The 18130-nt window shown below is 39.6% G+C and carries 18 protein-coding genes and 3 tRNA genes; 11 read left to right on the plus strand and 10 right to left on the minus strand.

Annotation, left to right across the window (positions count from 1 at the left end):
- Positions 1 to 82: 82 nt before the first annotated feature.
- The 4 genes from PVK62_RS12295 to orn form a co-directional block, all read right to left on the minus strand.
- Positions 83 to 158, minus strand: a tRNA-Gly gene (locus PVK62_RS12295).
- Between the two features lie 33 nt (positions 159 to 191).
- A tRNA-Met gene (locus PVK62_RS12300) sits at positions 192 to 268 on the minus strand.
- Positions 269 to 345: 77 nt separating this feature from the next.
- Positions 346 to 421, minus strand: a tRNA-Gly gene (locus PVK62_RS12305).
- A gap of 143 nt (positions 422 to 564) precedes the next feature.
- Positions 565 to 1110: an oligoribonuclease gene (gene orn / locus PVK62_RS12310; RefSeq protein WP_274442367.1), complete on the minus strand. Its 546-nt coding sequence runs from the start codon at positions 1108 to 1110 to the stop codon at positions 565 to 567.
- 98 nt (positions 1111 to 1208) lie between these two features.
- Between orn and rsgA the strand changes: the two genes are divergently transcribed.
- The 3 genes from rsgA (at position 1209) to PVK62_RS12325 (ending at position 4932) form a co-directional block, all read left to right on the plus strand.
- Positions 1209 to 2264, plus strand: a complete 1056-nt coding sequence (gene rsgA, locus PVK62_RS12315) for a small ribosomal subunit biogenesis GTPase RsgA (RefSeq protein WP_274442366.1) — start codon at positions 1209 to 1211, stop codon at positions 2262 to 2264.
- Positions 2265 to 2322: 58 nt separating this feature from the next.
- Complete coding sequence (gene asd / locus PVK62_RS12320) at positions 2323 to 3186, plus strand: archaetidylserine decarboxylase (protein ID WP_274442365.1); 864 nt, start codon at positions 2323 to 2325, stop codon at positions 3184 to 3186.
- A gap of 171 nt (positions 3187 to 3357) precedes the next feature.
- Entirely contained in the window at positions 3358 to 4932 is a 1575-nt protein-coding gene (locus PVK62_RS12325) for a methyl-accepting chemotaxis protein (RefSeq protein ID WP_274449411.1), read from the plus strand.
- 68 nt (positions 4933 to 5000) lie between these two features.
- Here the strand turns inward: PVK62_RS12325 and epmA are convergent, their stop codons facing one another.
- Positions 5001 to 5975, minus strand: a complete 975-nt coding sequence (gene epmA, locus PVK62_RS12330; RefSeq protein ID WP_274442363.1) for an elongation factor P--(R)-beta-lysine ligase — start codon at positions 5973 to 5975, stop codon at positions 5001 to 5003.
- A 408-nt stretch (positions 5976 to 6383) separates the two neighbouring features.
- Between epmA and frdA the strand changes: the two genes are divergently transcribed.
- The 4 genes from frdA to frdD are packed head-to-tail and all read left to right on the plus strand — an operon-like array spanning position 6384 to position 9698.
- Entirely contained in the window at positions 6384 to 8195 is a 1812-nt protein-coding gene (gene frdA, locus PVK62_RS12335) for a fumarate reductase (quinol) flavoprotein subunit (RefSeq protein ID WP_130043850.1), read from the plus strand.
- Positions 8195 to 8938: a succinate dehydrogenase/fumarate reductase iron-sulfur subunit gene (locus tag PVK62_RS12340; RefSeq protein WP_274442362.1), complete on the plus strand. Its 744-nt coding sequence runs from the start codon at positions 8195 to 8197 to the stop codon at positions 8936 to 8938. Before frdA ends, PVK62_RS12340 begins: the two co-directional genes overlap by 1 nt.
- A gap of 2 nt (positions 8939 to 8940) precedes the next feature.
- A complete protein-coding gene (gene frdC, locus PVK62_RS12345; protein ID WP_012551226.1) occupies positions 8941 to 9324 on the plus strand; it encodes a fumarate reductase subunit FrdC in 384 nt (127 codons plus the stop codon).
- Positions 9325 to 9335: 11 nt separating this feature from the next.
- Complete coding sequence (gene frdD, locus PVK62_RS12350; protein WP_274442361.1) at positions 9336 to 9698, plus strand: fumarate reductase subunit FrdD; 363 nt, start codon at positions 9336 to 9338, stop codon at positions 9696 to 9698.
- A gap of 174 nt (positions 9699 to 9872) precedes the next feature.
- On the opposite strand, the gene efp is transcribed toward frdD, so the two are convergent.
- Positions 9873 to 10439 carry an elongation factor P gene (gene efp, locus PVK62_RS12355; protein WP_274442360.1) on the minus strand — a complete coding sequence of 189 codons (567 nt, stop codon included), beginning with the start codon at positions 10437 to 10439 and terminating at the stop codon, positions 9873 to 9875.
- 32 nt (positions 10440 to 10471) lie between these two features.
- Between efp and epmB the strand changes: the two genes are divergently transcribed.
- Entirely contained in the window at positions 10472 to 11494 is a 1023-nt protein-coding gene (gene epmB / locus PVK62_RS12360) for an EF-P beta-lysylation protein EpmB (protein ID WP_274442358.1), read from the plus strand.
- 107 nt (positions 11495 to 11601) lie between these two features.
- Here epmB and pfkA read toward each other — a convergent pair whose 3' ends face one another.
- The 3 genes from pfkA to PVK62_RS12375 form a co-directional block, all read right to left on the minus strand.
- Entirely contained in the window at positions 11602 to 12564 is a 963-nt protein-coding gene (gene pfkA, locus PVK62_RS12365; RefSeq protein ID WP_274442356.1) for a 6-phosphofructokinase, read from the minus strand.
- A gap of 217 nt (positions 12565 to 12781) precedes the next feature.
- Complete coding sequence (gene fieF, locus PVK62_RS12370; RefSeq protein ID WP_274442355.1) at positions 12782 to 13687, minus strand: CDF family cation-efflux transporter FieF; 906 nt, start codon at positions 13685 to 13687, stop codon at positions 12782 to 12784.
- Positions 13688 to 13846: 159 nt separating this feature from the next.
- Positions 13847 to 14338, minus strand: a complete 492-nt coding sequence (locus PVK62_RS12375; protein WP_274442353.1) for a CpxP family protein — start codon at positions 14336 to 14338, stop codon at positions 13847 to 13849.
- A gap of 196 nt (positions 14339 to 14534) precedes the next feature.
- Here PVK62_RS12375 and PVK62_RS12380 point away from each other — a divergent pair, with 196 nt between their 5' ends.
- The 3 genes from PVK62_RS12380 (at position 14535) to PVK62_RS12390 (ending at position 17205) form a co-directional block, all read left to right on the plus strand.
- Positions 14535 to 15215 (plus strand): response regulator, encoded by a 681-nt coding sequence (locus PVK62_RS12380; RefSeq protein ID WP_274442351.1) that lies wholly within the window; start codon positions 14535 to 14537, stop codon positions 15213 to 15215.
- Positions 15216 to 15233: 18 nt separating this feature from the next.
- Positions 15234 to 16610: an envelope stress sensor histidine kinase CpxA gene (cpxA, locus tag PVK62_RS12385; protein WP_274442526.1), complete on the plus strand. Its 1377-nt coding sequence runs from the start codon at positions 15234 to 15236 to the stop codon at positions 16608 to 16610.
- 115 nt (positions 16611 to 16725) lie between these two features.
- On the plus strand, positions 16726 to 17205 hold the full coding sequence (locus tag PVK62_RS12390) for a tRNA (cytidine(34)-2'-O)-methyltransferase (RefSeq protein ID WP_274442350.1): 480 nt from the start codon (positions 16726 to 16728) through the stop codon (positions 17203 to 17205).
- A gap of 99 nt (positions 17206 to 17304) precedes the next feature.
- Here PVK62_RS12390 and cysE read toward each other — a convergent pair whose 3' ends face one another.
- On the minus strand, positions 17305 to 18126 hold the full coding sequence (gene cysE / locus PVK62_RS12395; RefSeq protein WP_274442525.1) for a serine O-acetyltransferase: 822 nt from the start codon (positions 18124 to 18126) through the stop codon (positions 17305 to 17307).
- Positions 18127 to 18130 lie beyond the last annotated feature (4 nt).

Below are 18130 nucleotides of genomic sequence, written 5' to 3' on the forward strand. Positions count from 1 at the left end.
CCGATCTTCAAGGCTTAGGCGTGACCTCAACCTTGGCAAGGATTGCACTCTGCCAGAGTACCCTTATGTTTCACTTTCAATTTGGAGCGACACACGAGGCTCGAACTCGTGACCTCAACCTTGGCAAGGTTGCGCTCTACCAGCTGAGCTAGTGTCGCATGATCAACGCTATAAAGCATTCAATCTAAATATGGTTGCGGGAGCAGGATTTGAACCTACGACCTTCGGGTTATGAGCCCGACGAGCTACCAAGCTGCTCCATCCCGCGTCCGGATGCATTGTTTAAGACAATGAGACTTTAACCAATTTCAATTTTCGAGAAGTATCTAAATACTAAAGAGAAATTGGAGCGACACACGAGGCTCGAACTCGTGACCTCAACCTTGGCAAGGTTGCGCTCTACCAGCTGAGCTAGTGTCGCATACTGATATTCTGATAAGGAGTAGCTCCTCGTTCAGAGGCTGCGAATTATACGAGTAAAACGTGATGATGCAAGCGGATTTTGAAAAAAAACTAAAAAATCTTTAAAATCCGCCACTTTCGCTCAACAATTCATCAAAAGAACTAGATTGTAAAAATATGTTGGCGGTAATATTTCAACTCAGCAATAGATTCTCTAATATCATCCAATGCTAAATGGGTTCCTGTTTTCTCAAAGCCATCAAGAACTTCAGGTTTCCAACGACGAGTGAGCTCTTTAATCGTACTGACATCAACGTAGCGATAATGAAAATACTCTTCAAGCTTAGGCATATGCTTATATAGGAAGCGGCGATCTTGGCCAATACTGTTACCGCAAATTGGAGAAATACCTTTTGGTACCCACTTTTCAAGAAAAGCGATGGTCTCTTCGATCGCAGCAGCTTCATTGTATTCACTTGCTTGTACACGAGCGACTAATCCACTATTGGTATGCGTATTTGTACACCAATCATCCATCTTAGCTAACTCATCCTCTGGCTGATGAATAGCAATAACTGGCCCTTCTGCTAAAATATTTAGCTGAGCATCAGTTACAATGGATGCGATTTCGATGATTTTATGAGTTTCAGGATCCAATCCTGTCATCTCCAAATCAACCCAAATCAGGTTTTGATCATTAATTGCCATAGAGAGCTGCCTATTTTGTAACTAAAAAGGGTATGATACTCGGGCCGATTTATCTTTCAACATAAAACTGAAAGCCAACCTACAAGTGAAATCATTTCGTGGCAAAAAAGACAAAGTTAACTAAAGGCCAAGTTCGCCGAGTACGTTCTAATCAAAATAAACGTATAGAAAAGATAAAGACCACCGTTGAGTGGGATGAATCCTCATTAGAAGCAGCCAAAGAAGGGTTAGTCATTACTCGCTTTGGTCAACATGCGGATATCGAAGATCCAGAAAGCAAAGAAATACATCGTTGTAACTTACGTCGAGGTATTGAAAGCTTAGTGTCTGGTGATCGTGTTATTTGGCGTCCGGGAACAGAAGTACTTGCAGGTATATCTGGTGTAGTGGAAGCCGTTCAACCACGTACATCTATGTTAACTCGACCTGATTATTACGATGGCATTAAACCAGTTGCAGCCAACGTTGACCAAATGGTCATTGTCTCTTCTATCCTTCCTGAGTTGTCATTAAATATAATTGACCGCTACCTTATTGCTTCAGAGACACTAAAAATAAAACCACTTATCGTTTTAAATAAAGTGGATTTACTTTCTGAAAAAGAGTTCTCTGATGTAAAGCAGCTGCTTAGCTTATATGAAGACATCGGCTATAAAGTTCGATACGTAAGTAAAGAGTCAGGCTACGGTGTAGAAGAGCTTGAAGCTGAACTAAGAGACCATATCAATATTTTTGTTGGTCAATCAGGTGTGGGTAAATCAAGTTTAGTGAATGCATTAATGCCTGAATTAGAAATAATGGAAGGTCTTATTTCTGAAAACTCCGGACTTGGACAACACACTACAACCGCAGCACGTTTATATCATTTCCCTCATGGCGGCGATCTTATTGATTCTCCTGGAGTTCGTGAATTTGGTCTGTGGCACTTAGAGAAAGATGAAGTTACAGCCTCTTTTATTGAATTTAAAGACTTCTTAGGCGGTTGTAAATTTAGAGACTGTACACATAAAGATGATCCGGGCTGTATTCTTCAAGAAGCCGTATCAAATGGAAAAATAGCTAAACTTCGCTTTGAGAGTTACCATCGAATTATTGAAAGTATGTCTGAGAATAAGGCTAATCGCCAATTTTCTCGTAGTAAAAAAGCGGATTAATAAACCACATTAATATGTGGTAATATCTATTTCAAGTGATAACTAGTAGGCAAATAACGTGTCAGATAATTTAAAAATTGGGTTACAGTATTTAACCCCAAAGCATGCACTTACTCGTTTGGCTGGCAAATTAGCATCAGCAAAAATGGGTTGGTTAACAACAGCGGTAATTAAGTGGTTCATCAAACAATATAACGTTGATATGAACGAAGCTAAAAACCCAAATCCTGAAGCATATTCGACGTTCAACAACTTCTTTGTACGCGAATTAGAAAATGGCGCTCGCCCAATTGATAACGATGTGAATGTTATTTCTCATCCAGCAGATGCATGCGTAAGCCAATTTGGCCCGATTACTGATGGTCAATTAGTTCAAGCTAAAGGTCATGTATATTCAGCTCAAGAGCTGCTTGGTGGCGATGAAGAGCTAGCTGACGAATTTATGGGGGGCGAATTCGCAACTCTATATTTATCACCTCGTGACTACCATCGTGTGCACATGCCTTGCGATGCGACATTGCGTAAGATGGTTTACGTTCCGGGCGATCTTTTCTCGGTTAATCCATTAACCGCTGAGAATGTACCAAATCTATTTGCACGTAACGAACGTGTTGTCTGTATTTTTGATACTGAATTTGGCCCAATGGCTCAAGTTCTTGTTGGTGCAACCATCGTTGGTAGTATTGAGACGACATGGGCTGATACCGTAACACCACCGACAGGTCCTGCTGTTAAAACATGGCATTACCCACTTTCTGGCGATGATATGATTTGCTTTAAGAAAGGTGAAGAGATGGGTCGCTTTAAATTAGGTTCAACCGTTATTAACTTATTTGCACCTAACTCAATTAAATTTGATGTATCCATGGAAAATGGCGTTCCAACTCGTATGGGCACCCCATTTGCACATATTTCAAAATAAATAATTTACTTAAAATAAAACCAAAATAGCGGACCTTGTGTTCGCTATTTTTTTATTGTGTATTTATATAACTGAGATTACAATCCGAGATTAATTTCAAACTATTTATTTAAAATAATTTTCATGATTAAAAAAATAACCACTCTTTTTATGATTTTGCTTTTTTCTAGCATGTCATTAATTGTATTATTTAATACTAATACCATGTTTAAAGCTCTTAAAACTGAAAATAAAATAAGAGTTGACCAATTGCTATTAGTCCAAGCTCAAATGATTAATAATTTAGAAGAAAAAGTAAAAAAACAGGAGATGACAAAAGAACAAGCCCAAGCTTTAGCTATATATTTATTGCGTAATACCAAATATGCTTCCGATGAATATGTTTGGGTTGCAAGCAAAGATGAAAAAGGAATTTTACGATTTATATCTGCCCCACTAGATCCAGGCATTCATGATAAAGTATTTATTGATATTGTAGGAAAAGATACTGAAACTGCACTATTGAATAACTTAGATAACGCATCATCAAATACACTAATTAGCTATACTTGGAAATCGTCAAAAGGGGATGTCATCGCGAATATTGATAGCGTTGCATTAAAAACTGGAGACTGGAAATGGTATCTAGGTAATGGTGTTCAGGAAGAATATGTAAAAACACGATTAATGGGTTCCGCTTGGTATAATGCTTTCTTTATTCTTATTGTTTGCGCCATCTTATTTATAGTAATGCATGTTATTTTAAAGAAAGAACTTCGTATTATTCCTCAAATAAATAATGTTATCGGTAATATGAGAGAAGGGTTATTTAATCCAATTCAAATCCCTAAATCTAGAAATGAATTAGATGGAATTTCAAATTCACTCTCTGAATTGCAACAAAAAATCGAATCTATTGTAACATCATCAAATTATCACATGAATAAATTATCAAAAAATCAAATACAGATTATCGATATTATTCAAGATAATTCTGATAATGCACAAAAAGAATTCTTAGAAGTAAAAGAAGTAGAAGAATCTATTCTTTCTTTATCTTCTGCTGCATCAGATGTAAATAAGATAATCACAGATTCAGGCTCTGTTGTTGCATCGACGATGGATATTATTTCGATTAGTTCAAATACGTTGCAACGCTCAGAAGGCATCACAACTAAAGTAAACCATACGATGGCAGAATCGACGAGTGTGGTAAATGAATTACGTGAAAGTGCAGAAAAAATCAGCTCTGTTGTGGATGTTATTGATGTTATCTCTGAACAAACAAACTTATTAGCTTTAAATGCTGCAATTGAAGCCGCAAGAGCAGGAGAACAAGGGCGTGGTTTTGCCGTGGTCGCTGATGAAGTTCGAGCTTTGGCTGGAAAAACACAACAATCAACTATCGATATTCAACAGACCATTACACAGCTTCAAGATCTTTCAAAGCGTGCTAATGAATATATGCAGCAGAGTTCAGATCTCGTAGCAGAATCTCAAACTATTTCAAATGAATTATTTGAGTCATTCCGTATTATTTCTCAAAAAGTATCTGAAATTTCAGATATTAATTCGATTGTTGTTGTTGAATCAAACAAACAACTAAACGTAACGCATGAAGTGTCTGAACGCTTACAAGAGATCAATAATATTGTTCAACACAACCTTTCTGGAGTAACAAAAGTTTCAGAAATGAATAATGATATTTCAAGCTTAACCATTAACTTAAAAGAAGATTTATCTTTCTTTAAAATTAAAAATCATTAATTAGATGATAATTTAGCACTAAACCAAACGCTTTGGTTTAGTGCTTTTTATATTATGATAATTGCAAATTATGCTCTATCAAAAGGAAAAGCCATCACTTGATCGATGTGCTTCTCTCCCATTGCAAGCATAATAAGACGATCAATACCTAGAGCAACACCAGCGCAATCAGGAAGGCCTGCTTCTAGTGCTGCTATCAAATGATAGTCAATGGGTTGTTCAATTAACCCCATCGATTTACGTTTCGCATTATCTTCTTCAAAACGAGCAAGTTGCTCTTTTGCATTATCCAATTCATGAAAACCATTCGCTAACTCAATCCCTTTGAAATAGACCTCAAAACGTTCAGCTACTCTCGGATCCATTGGATTGATCTTAGCAAGCGCCGCTTGAGAGGCTGGAAAGTCATAAACAAAAGCAGGAACCTCTAAACCTATTTTGTCTTCAACCCCCATGCTAAATAGCAATTGCAGTAATGTATCTCTATCTTCTTCGATATCCGCAATATCTGATAAGCCTAATGGCGCCGCAACCGCTCTTAATTCATCCATAGATGATTCTAAAGGACAAACTCCAAGCGCCTTAATAAAGGCGTCTTGATATGTCATACGCTCTGAATCATTGCACTTTAGTACTAGCATCAGCAGTTCATTCATTTCATCCATCAGTTGATGATGATCGAACATTGGACGATACCATTCCAGCATCGTAAATTCAGGATTATGGAAACGCCCTGCTTCTTCATTACGAAATGCTTTATTAATTTGATAAATTGCACCACTTCCTGCCGCCAATAATCGCTTCATATGAAACTCAGGGCTGGTCATAAAATATAAGTGAGCACCATCAGCATAACCAGGCCCAACAAAATCCGTCTGGAAAGTATGAAGATGTACGTCCGTCACCGTCGCATGGCTCATTGCAGGGGTATCGACTTCCATCACTTTTCGCTCAGAAAAGAACAAACGAATCGAAGCAAGAATATCAGCGCGTTGGTGTAATTGTTCAATTGATGCACTAGGCATCCAAGATTGGCTAGTCATAATTTTATACATTAGAAAAACTTATCCAAAATGATACCTGATAACCCATTTTAAGGTTACCTATTTTTTAACTTTATAAATCTCCTTACTCATCAAAGGGATACGTAGCTGATAAGAATCATTATCACTTATAAAGCAACAACTTAACTACAAATACCTGTGAATATTAACAGCTTTAACTAGTTGACAGGGATCACATTATTCATAACAAATCACCCCATTAGTGGTACTTGCACGACAAAACTTTATCCATATCAATTTTTATTACAAAAGCTCACATAGAATAGGCATCAGAATTTTTTAAGTTTTATTTGCTCTTTATTTGTCACATGAGCAGGCTAGATTCTCATAATTAATCACATTTGAATGGTTAATTTAATTTTTTATCTTTTATCCCGGAGAATAACTGTGAAAACGATAACCACAGATATTGCAGTGATCGGCGCAGGCGGTGCAGGTCTACGTACTGCCATTGCAGCAGCAGAAGCTAACCCAGAGCTAGAAATTGCTCTAATCTCAAAAGTTTACCCAATGCGTTCGCACACTGTTGCTGCAGAAGGTGGATCAGCAGCCGTGACCAAGGAAGAAGATACACTAGACAATCACTTCAACGATACTGTTGGCGGTGGTGATTGGCTGTGTGAACAGGATGTTGTTGAATACTTTGTAAAAAATGCATACCGCGAGATGACTCAACTAGAACAGTGGGGTTGTCCTTGGAGCCGTAAAGAAAATGGTGAAGTAAACGTTCGTCGTTTTGGTGGTATGAAAGTTGAACGTACATGGTTTGCAGCCGATAAGACTGGCTTCCATATGCTTCACACCCTATTCCAAACGTCAATGAAATACCCTCAAATCAACCGTTTTGATGAGTACTTTGTTGTTGATATTTTAGTTGAAGATGGTCAAGTTCAAGGTCTGATTGCTATTCATATGGCTGAAGGCGAACTTATTTGTATTAAAGCAAAATCTGTTGTTCTTGCAACGGGTGGCGCAGGTCGTGTTTACCACTGTAATACCAATGGCGGTATCGTTACTGGTGATGGTATGGCGATGGCATTCCGTCACGGTGTTCCACTGCGTGATATGGAATTTGTTCAATACCACCCAACGGGCCTACCTGGCACAGGCATCCTGATGACTGAAGGTTGTCGTGGTGAAGGCGGTATCATCGTAAACAAAAATGGTTACCGTTACCTACAAGATTACGGCATGGGGCCTGAGACTCCTGTTGGTGAGCCTAAGAACAAGTACATGGAGCTGGGTCCTCGTGACAAAGTTTCTCAAGCGTTCTGGCACGAACAACAAAAAGGCAACACGATCAAACACCCTCTTGGTGATGTAGTGCATTTGGATCTTCGTCACCTAGGTGAAGAGTATCTAAATGAACGTCTACCGTTTATCTGTGAGCTTTCAAAAGCCTACGTTAACGTTGACCCGGCGAAAGAGCCAATTCCAATTCGTCCTACTGTTCACTACACCATGGGTGGCATTGAAACGGATAAGAACAACGAAACAAACATCAAAGGTCTATTTGCTGTTGGTGAATGTTCTTCTGTTGGCCTTCACGGTGCAAACCGTCTGGGTTCAAACTCACTTGCTGAGTTAGTTGTATTTGGTCGCCTTGCAGGTGAAAAAGCCGCTGAGCGAGCAGCTGAATTTACAACTTGGAATGACGATGCTATCAAAGCACAAATTGAAGAAGTGCAAGGCCGCATTGATGCCCTACTAGCTCAAGAAGGCGATGAAAACTGGTCTGATATCCGTACGGAAATGGGCCATTCAATGGAAGCGGGTTGTGGTATCTATCGTAAAGAGCACGAGATGCAAGATACGATTGAGAAACTGGCTGAACTGAAAAAACGTTATAAAAACATCAGCATCAAAGATAAAGGTAAAGTGTTCAACACTGACCTATTATACGCTATCGAAGTGGGTTACGGCCTTGAAGTTGCTGAAACAATGGCTCACTCTGCGATTCTACGTAAAGAGTCTCGTGGTGCACACCAACGTCTAGATGAAGGTTGTACAGAACGTGATGATGTGAACTTCCTAAAACACTCATTAGCGTATTACAACAAAGATGCAGCGCCGACAATTAAATACAGCGACGTAACTATCACCAAATCTCAACCAAAAGCTCGCCTATACGGTGAAGCAGCAGAAAAAGCAGCCGCGGCAGAAGCTGAAGCAGCTAAGATCGCAGAGGAGCAAGCATAATGACAACGGGTAAGAGAGTTCAAAAAGTAAGCATTATGCGTTACGACCCTATGGTAGATGAGAAACCTTATCTACAAGCGTTCGACGTACCTTGTGATGACACAACTTCTGTTCTTGATGCAATTGGTTACATCAAAGATAACCTAGACAAAAACCTATCTTACCGTTGGTCTTGTCGTATGGCGATCTGTGGCTCTTGTGGCATGATGGTAAACAACGTACCTAAGCTTGCTTGTAAAGCGTTCTTACGTGATTACCCAAATGGCTTAACACTAGAACCATTAGCAAACTTCCCTATCGAGAAAGACTTAATTGTTGATATGACGCCATTCATCGAACGTCTAGAAGCAATCAAGCCTTATATTCTTGGTAACGACCGTACTCCAGATCAAGGTCCTAACACTCAGACTCCTGAGCAAATGGCAAAATACAAGCAGTTCGCTGGTTGTATCAACTGTGGTCTATGTTATGCAGCGTGTCCTCAATTCGGTCTTAACCCTGAATTCATCGGTCCTGCAGCACTAACACTGGCACACCGTTACAATCTTGATAGCCGTGATAACGGTTCTGCTGAACGCATGAAGCTAATCAATGGCGACAACGGCGCATGGGGCTGTACGTTTGTAGGTTACTGTTCTGAAGTATGTCCAAAACACGTTGACCCTGCAGCAGCAGTTAACCAAGGTAAGATCGCATCGTCTCAAGACTTTGTTATCGCAATGCTTAAACCACAGGAGGCATAAGGATGAGCAACCGTAAACCTTACGTTCGCGAAATGACACGTACTTGGTGGAAAGATCACCCTTTCTACCGCTTCTACATGGTTCGTGAAGCAACAATTTTACCGCTAATTTTCTTTACTATCTGTCTGCTTGTTGGCTTAGGTAGTTTAGTAAAGGGGCCACTTGCTTGGGCTTCTTGGTTAGATTTCATGGCAAACCCTATTGTGGTTGCTCTGAATATTGTGGCTTTGGCCGGTAGCTTATTCCATGCTCAAACATTCTTTAGCATGATGCCGCAAGTAATGCCTATTCGTCTTGGTGGTAAAACACTGGATAAGAAAGTCGTTGTTCTTGCACAATGGGCAGCCGTTGCTGCAATCACACTACTTGTATTGGTTATCGTTTAAGGAGAATTATTGTGGTAAATCTTAATCCAAAGCGTTCTGACGAACCAGTATGGTGGGGCTTATTCGGTGCCGGTGGTACTTGGTTTGCAATGCTAACACCAGTAACTATCTTAGTTCTTGGTATTTTAGTTCCACTAGGTGTCATTGGTCCTGAATCAATGAACTACCTACGTGTTGCTGGTTTTGTTACTAGCATCATTGGTGCATTATTTGTTATCGGTTCTATCTCTATGCCTATGTGGCACGCGATGCACCGTCTACATCATGGTATGCACGACCTAAAATTCCACACCGGTACTGCGGGTAAAATCGCATGTTACGCAACTGCTGCTCTAGCAACGGTATTATCTGTGGTGTTTATCTTCATGATCTAATCATCATTTAGATACAAAAAAAGGTTGGCTCTTTATGCCAACCTTTTTTGTATCTGCTATGTAATACCAATCGTAGTGAATAGCGGATCACACTAGCTTCTTAAAATAGATAAACAATAAAAAAGGCCACCGAAGTGACCTTTTATATAAAGCTATTCTCGATATAAGTCGAAATTACTTCACACGACCTACGTATTCGCCTGTACGTGTATCAACTTTAACGACTTCACCGATAGCGATGAATAGTGGGACACGAACAACAGCGCCTGTTGCTAGTGTTGCTGGTTTACCACCAGTACCTTGAGTATCACCTTTCAGACCTGGGTCTGTTTCAGTCACTTCAATCTCAACAAAGTTTGGCGGTGTCACTGTAATTGGATTATCATTCCAAAGAGTCACAGTACAGGTGTTGTTTTCTACTAGCCATTTAGCCGTGTCACCAACCGATTTAGCATCAGCAGCGATTTGCTCAAAGCTTACGCTGTTCATGAAATGGAAGAACTCGCCATCGCTGTACAAATAGTCAAGTTCTACGTCGACAACATCAGCAAGCTCAAAGCTTTCACCTGATTTAAATGTTTTTTCTAGTGTTTTACCAGAAAGCAATTTGCGAAGTTTTACACGGTTGAATGCTTGGCCTTTACCAGGTTTAACATATTCATTGTCGATAATTGAGCATGGCTCGTTATCAAATATAAATTTCAAACCGCCTTTGAATTCATTGGTACTTACTGACGCCATGATTTCCTCTTAACATCGTTGAGTTATAAATAATGTCACACATAATAACCCGAAATGACACTTCTGTTGAGCAAAACTGGCTCAAAGAGATCTCAAATGCGATCTCAGATCCTCATCAACTGCTTTCAACTCTAGGGATTGATAGCTCTCCGTGGGAGAAAGGATTAGAAGCGAAAAAGTTATTTGCGTTACGTGTGCCGACAAGTTTTGTCGATCGAATGGAGTTTGGCAACCCTTTTGATCCTTTATTACGTCAAGTATTGCCTTTAGATCAAGAATTCGAAGTACATGATGGATATTCGAACGATCCTCTCGATGAGCAAGACAATGAACAACCGGGTTTATTGCATAAATACAAAAATCGAGTTCTGTTGATTGTAAAGGGAGGTTGCGCCGTAAATTGTCGTTATTGCTTCCGCCGTCATTTTCCATATCAAGATAACAAAGGCAGTAAGACTATTTGGCAAGAATCCATCGATTACATTACAAACCATCCTGAAGTAAATGAAGTCATCTTTTCTGGTGGTGATCCTTTAATGGCAAAAGATCATGAACTGAAATGGTTAATTGAACATATTGAAGCGATTCCGCACATCAAGCGCCTTCGTATCCACTCTCGTTTACCGGTTGTAATACCAAACCGTATTACTGATACGTTGTGTCAACTATTTAAACAAACACGATTACAAATCATTCTAGTGAATCACATTAACCATGCTAACGAGATTAACGCTGAGTTAGTAAATAAAATGACTCAATTAAAACAATCAAACGTCACACTATTAAATCAAAGTGTCTTACTTAAAGATGTGAATGATACAACAAAGGCATTGACTGATTTAAGTGAGGCACTGTTTGATGCGGGTATTTTGCCATATTACCTTCATGTATTAGACAAGGTGCAAGGGGCTGCTCATTTCTTTGTTTCTGATGAAAAAGCAAAGCAGTTAATGGGTGAGTTAATTGAAAACGTTTCAGGTTATCTAGTACCAACTTTAGCGCGAGAAGTGGGAGGAAGAAAAAGCAAAACCCCACTCGACCTATATTTAGAATAAAAAGTTATACCTATTCGAGTAAAATAGTTAAACACATCATTTTTCAAATATAAAAAAACCGAAGCCTAAACTTCGGTTTTTCTTTTATAACATCGACCTATTCTACATTAGAATAATTCTTCCGCTACTTTATAAAGATCTAGCTTCTCAGGACGACGCATGTTTTCAATTGCATCGATGATATCATGGTGAACAAGTTGCTCATTCTGAATACCAATACAACGGCCACCATGTCCATCAATCAATAACTTAACGCCGTAGTTACCCATACGAGATGCTAAAATACGGTCAAATGCACCAGGTTGGCCACCACGTTGAATATGCCCAAGTACCGTCGCACGAGTCTCACGACCGGTATCTGCTTCAATTTCTTTTGCTAATGCATTCACATCAGTCATTAATTCAGTGATCGCGATAATTGCGTGTTTTTTACCTTTCGCAATGCCATCTTGAATGTTTTGAATTAACGCTTCTTTGTTTAAGCCAGTCTCTGGAGTAATTACGTACTCACAACCACCTGCAATTGCAGCCATTAATGTTAGGTCACCACAGTGGCGGCCCATAACTTCTACAATAGAGATACGTTGGTGAGAAGACGATGTATCACGTAAACGGTCAATGGCATCAATAACCGTGTTTAATGCCGTTAAGTAACCGATCGTGTAGTCTGTACCTGCGATATCATTATCGATAGTACCCGGAAGACCGATACATGGGTAACCCATTTCAGTTAGCTTCTTAGCCCCCATGTAAGAACCATCGCCGCCGATAACGATTAACGCATCAATTTCATGTTTCTTAAGGTTTGCAATCGCTTTTTCACGAACAGCGACTTCTTTAAATTCAGGAAAACGTGCTGAACCTAAGAATGTCCCGCCGCGGTTGATCATATCAGATACGCTATGACGCTCTAATTTCTCGATACGATCTTCAACAAGACCTAAGTAGCCATCATGAATACCAAATACTTCTAGGCCTTCCGTTAATGCTGTACGAACAACACCACGAACTGCTGCATTCATACCCGGCGCATCGCCACCACTTGTTAAAACACCAATCTTCTTGACCATGGTTACCCTCTAATATGGTTGGGAATTTCAATTTCAATTTCTAATACAGCAAGCACACTCCCTCATCTGCTCGCCATTAATAATCTGTAATTTTTTTTCTTATGTAAGAGTATTACTATTTTACTGAAAAAGTTCGTTGATTCACATCAGAATCAATCACGACTATTTCATTTTTCTGTTACCAAAAAACAATAATTGCTAATAATACTACTAATTCTTACTGGAACTGAGTTTGCTCTTTGTCTGAGTCTAGCACAACTGAAAGTGGGTCTTGATGAATTATAATATCAGAATGTGGGAATACTGTTAAAAGTTCATCTTCGACTTTATCCGCAATTCGATGCGCTTCAACTAATGGCATCTGATCTGGCAGCTCTAAATGCAATTGAATAAATCGGGTTGGGCCAGCTAAACGGGTTCGTAAGTCATGAATACCTTTAACGCCTTCCACACGACAGCACGCTTCTCTTATCTGCTCTAATTCTTCCTTTGGCAGTTGTCTATCGAGTAACAATTGGATTGCTTCATACGCCATCTTAAAGGCACTAATTAAAATATAAACACCAATAATAAGAGCAAAGATAGCATCGGCTTGATGCCATCCATACCAGCTTAATACTAAGGCTAGCATGATTGCTGCATTCATAAATAAATCGGTTTTATAATGCAATGAGTCCGCGGCAATTGCTTGGCTACCCGTTTGCTTTACTACCCACTGTTGGACCATCACAAGGCCAAGGGTTAAAACAATAGCAAAACCACTGACATAAACACCGAGCTCGGGAGCTATAACATCTTGAGGACGGAAAAAGCGCTCTACACCATTCAATAATAAGAAACAGGCAGAACCAGAGATAAACATCGCTTGGGCCAGTGCCGCTAATGATTCAGCCTTACCATGACCAAAGCTGTGCTCTTCATCAGCTGGTTGCAATGCATAACGAACAACGAAAAGATTGGTAATTGATGCCCCCATATCAAGCAAGGAATCAACTAAAGATGCTAAGAGACTTACCGAGCCTGTTACCCACCAAGTTCCTAATTTGAATAACATTAAAATTGTCGCAACAATGGTTGCAAGCCATGCAGCCATGGTGACTAAAGAAGCGTATCGTTGGGTCATCTTTTTTTCCAATACTTACAAAATCAATCCTTAGTATAAAGCCTTAATTCAATAATCGTTATCCCAATTATTAATATATCCTCAACAACATTCTAATATAAAAAAACGAGCCTCTATTTTCATAAAGGCTCGCTTTTATCTATTTTTGATTAAATCTAATTATTTAGCACAATCTGCGATGTATTTATTTTGGTTTGCTTTAAATTCTGCTTTTTGAGCTGGTGTTAAAATATTCATCATTTCATGACGTTTCTTCATCATTTCAACACGACGATCAATTTGACGTTGTGACATTTTCTCAGCCAAATCTCGCACCGCTTGCTCATCAAAGTTATCCGCTAACATTAAGTTTTGCATTGCTTCGTGATCCGCTTTCATCTCAGTGGTTGGTTGACGTTTTTGACCTTTTTTCGCTTTCATTTCAGCTTTACGAGCATCACGCATTTCATCAAATTGGTCTTCTTGTGCATCAGTAAGATCTAACTCTTTAAACGCTTTTTTATTGGCTTTCATCATACATTTTCCACCATGCATGCCTTCGCCCTTCATTCCACCTTCATGATGGCTTTCACCAGCAGCAAACGCTGATGCAGAAGCGAAATAAAGAGGTAGAACCGCTGCGCCTAAAACCATTTTTTTTATCATATTCATTGTGTTATCTCCGTTACAGAAAATTTATTTCAATCAAAGTCAGCGCGTTGCTGCTTGGTATGGGATAAGAATAGCCCAGTCAACGTAAATGTGTGTATTTTGAGCGTAAAGCAACGTAAAGGTCATTATCAATATTGGTATTCATCCGTTTATTTGGCGATACTATATTCAGAAGATATTACGCAGGTGAATGAGAATGGCAAAAATTTTATTGGTTGATGACGACGTTGAGCTAACCGCATTATTAAAAGATATCCTAAGCTTAGAGGGCTATCATGTTGTAGAAGCGAATAATGGTATTGAAGGCCTTGAAGCGATTACCGATGATCTGGATCTGATCCTGCTTGATATCATGATGCCAAAAATGAATGGCATGGACATGCTACGAAAGCTGCGTGAAACCAATGAAACGCCAGTACTAATGCTAACAGCAAAAGGGGAAGAGATTGACCGCGTCATTGGTTTAGAACTCGGTGCTGATGATTACCTACCAAAACCATTCAGTGATAGAGAACTTCTGGCCCGTATTCGCGCTATTTTACGTCGCACACAAAGCAAAACCAAAGAGAGCAGTAGTAGTATTAAATATCAAGGCATTGAAATATTCATCGGTAGACAAGAAGCTTATAACCATGGTGAATTACTCGATTTAACCGGCACAGAGTTTGGATTACTATCTCAATTTATTCAAAAACCAGGAGAGATCATATCTAAAGAAGAACTCAGCCTAGAAGTACTTGGTAAGCGCCTTGCTCCTTTTGATCGTGCTATTGATATGCACGTTTCAAATCTACGTAAAAAACTCCCTCCTTTGTCAGAAGGAAAGCCTCGTATTAAAACCTTACGTGGCCGTGGCTATCTGTTTGTAGAGGAATAATCCTTGTTTAACAAGAAAATGAAATTCCCTCTTATTTCGAGCCTATATGGTCGTATCTTTGCCATATTTTGGTTTACCTTACTATTGGTTTTAATTGGGGTTGTTATCGGCCCTAATTTTGACCCTCGATCTCGCCATAATATTGCAGCTGAGCACCTAACCAAGATGACACAAATTGCTGCTTATATTACAGGAAAGTACTCTGAACGAGATAACCTAAAAATAACCTTAAGAGAAATCAGTCATAAAGCACATAAGCATGATGAGAATCTAGACCTATTTTTCACGACTCCTACCGGTGAAATTTTAGATAAACCAAGAGAATTACGAGGCAGAAAAAAAGCGCTGCTTAACTTCTTAACGCTGTCTGATAATCCAGAACTGCCTCAGCAAAAGCTTTATGGAAGAACCATGATGGCTGGACCTTTTGATATCGTTATCGCTCATGAAACGGTATATATGTACGTGGGCCGTTATTGGAAAAAACCGCCTCCTTTTATTCTGCGTATTTTAGACAAACCAATACAACTTCTTTTAGTTACCATGCTCGTTAGCACCCCATTTTTATTATGGTTAGCATGGGCATTAAGCCAACCAGCCAGACGCTTACAACGCGCAGCAGAACGAGTGGCAAAAGGCCAATTTGAAAAAGATGATGCACTAGAGAAAGGCCCGAGAGAATTTAGAAAAACAGGACAAAGCTTTAACCAAATGGTGGGGTCATTAAATACCATGATTTCAGGTCAACAACGACTGCTGTCAGATATTTCACATGAATTACGATCTCCTCTAACTCGCTTACGCATGGCCACCGCTCTTGCTACTCGTAAACAAGGAGAAAGTGCTGAACTATCTCGTATTGATATGGAGGCAGAGCGCCTTGAACAAATGATATCTGAGCTATTAGAGCTATCTCGTATACAAGTAAACAGTCATCAAGAAAGAGAAAAGATCGATGCTTACTCGTTATGGTTTGATATTTTAGAAGACGCCAAATTTGAAGCCGAGCACATGACTAAAACCTTAACTTATTCAGGTTTAATCGAAACACCAATATTTGGCAATCCAAACCTATTGATGAGTGCGGTAGAAAATGTAATTCGCAATGCCATCAAATACGGCAATGATGTGATTACGGTTAATCTTACTGAATGCGATAAGACATTAATTATTCATGTTGATGATAATGGCGAAGGTGTCCCTGAGGATGAGCTTAATGATATCTTTAAGCCCTTCTACCGCGTATCAACCGCACGAGATAGAATTAGTGGTGGTACAGGATTAGGCCTTGCGATTACAGAGAGCGCTATCCATCAACACAGTGGAACCATCATTGCGAGTAAAAGTCCGCTTGGTGGACTACGCATGACCATTACTTTACCTATCGAGCAATAATCTAATGGCATGGTTTATCTCAGATAAGTCATGCCACTATCTATAAAAATCAGCTCGAAATATCAAGTTCCCCCCGATATACTGTTTTCAATTTCTTTTTATTCAAGAGTTCACTATGTTTGATATTGCGTTGTACGAACCTGAGATCGCACCAAATACTGGTAACATCATTCGACTGTCTGCTAATTGTGGTGCAAACCTACACTTAATTGAACCCTTAGGATTTGATTTAGAAGAGAAAAAACTTCGCCGTGCAGGGTTAGATTATCATGAATTAACTCATGTAAAACGTCATAAAGATTACGCCGCATTTATTGATTATTTAGAAAATGAAAGTGAAGGTGAACACCGTATCTTTGCCTGCACCACTAAGACCACTGGTCATCACACAACCCCAAGCTACCAGAAAGGTGATGTGTTGTTATTCGGTCCAGAGACTCGAGGGTTGCCCGCTGATTTGATTGATGGCTTACCAATGGAACAACGTGTTCGTATTCCTATGATGCCAGATAGCCGCAGTTTAAACCTATCTAACTCCGTTGCTATTATTGTATTTGAAGCGTGGCGTCAGATGGGATTTGAAGGCGGGTTATAATTTCTCGTTTCTCATAGTCCAAAGACAAAAATAGCCACAATTAAGTGGCTATTTTTATCGATAAAAACAAGTAATAAAATGGATTAACTGGACCTAATATTAAATACCATCACCAGAAATAAACGTCTGAGATTTCCCATTAAATTGCTGATCCATATCTAAAGATGGCATTTCAGAGCTTGGACGCCCAACGATTTTTGCAGGAACTCCGGCCACTGTTGTATGAGGAGGCACCGCCTGTAAAACAACAGAACATGAACCAATCTTAGCGCCAACACCCACTTCAATATTACCTAAAATCTTCGCACCAGCACCAATCATAACGCCTTCACGGATCTTAGGATGGCGATCACCAGACTCTTTACCAGTACCACCAAGTGTTACGTCTTGCAAAATAGAAACGTCATTTTCAACCACGGCGGTTTCACCAATAACAATGCCCGTTGCATGGTCAAACATGATCCCTTTACCAATGGTTGCCGCTGGGTGGACATCCACCTGACAAGCGACTGAGATTTCATTTTGCAGATACGTCGCAAGTGCAACTCGTCCTTGCTTCCATAGCCAATTTGACACACGATAACCTTGCAGAGCGTGGTAGCCTTTTAAATACAATAAAGGCATCGAATACATAGAAACAGCAGGATCTCGATTTACCGTCGCACAGATATCACAAGCAGCGGCATCCGTTAAACTAGGATCTGAAGCAAATGCCTCTTCTACTACCTCTCGTACCGCCATAGCAGGCATAGATGCCGTGGCTAATTTATTGGCAAGAATATAACTTAATGCCGCAGCAAGGTTTTCATGTTTAATAATGGTGGCATGATAAAAGCTTGCAAGCATGGGTTCTTGTTCTGATTGCTCACGCGCTTCCTGAACAATACATTCCCATACTTTATGTTTCTTACATTCTTTCATTTTC

The sequence above is a fragment of the Aliivibrio sp. S3MY1 genome, assembly GCF_028765575.1.
Lineage (GTDB): Bacteria > Pseudomonadota > Gammaproteobacteria > Enterobacterales > Vibrionaceae > Aliivibrio.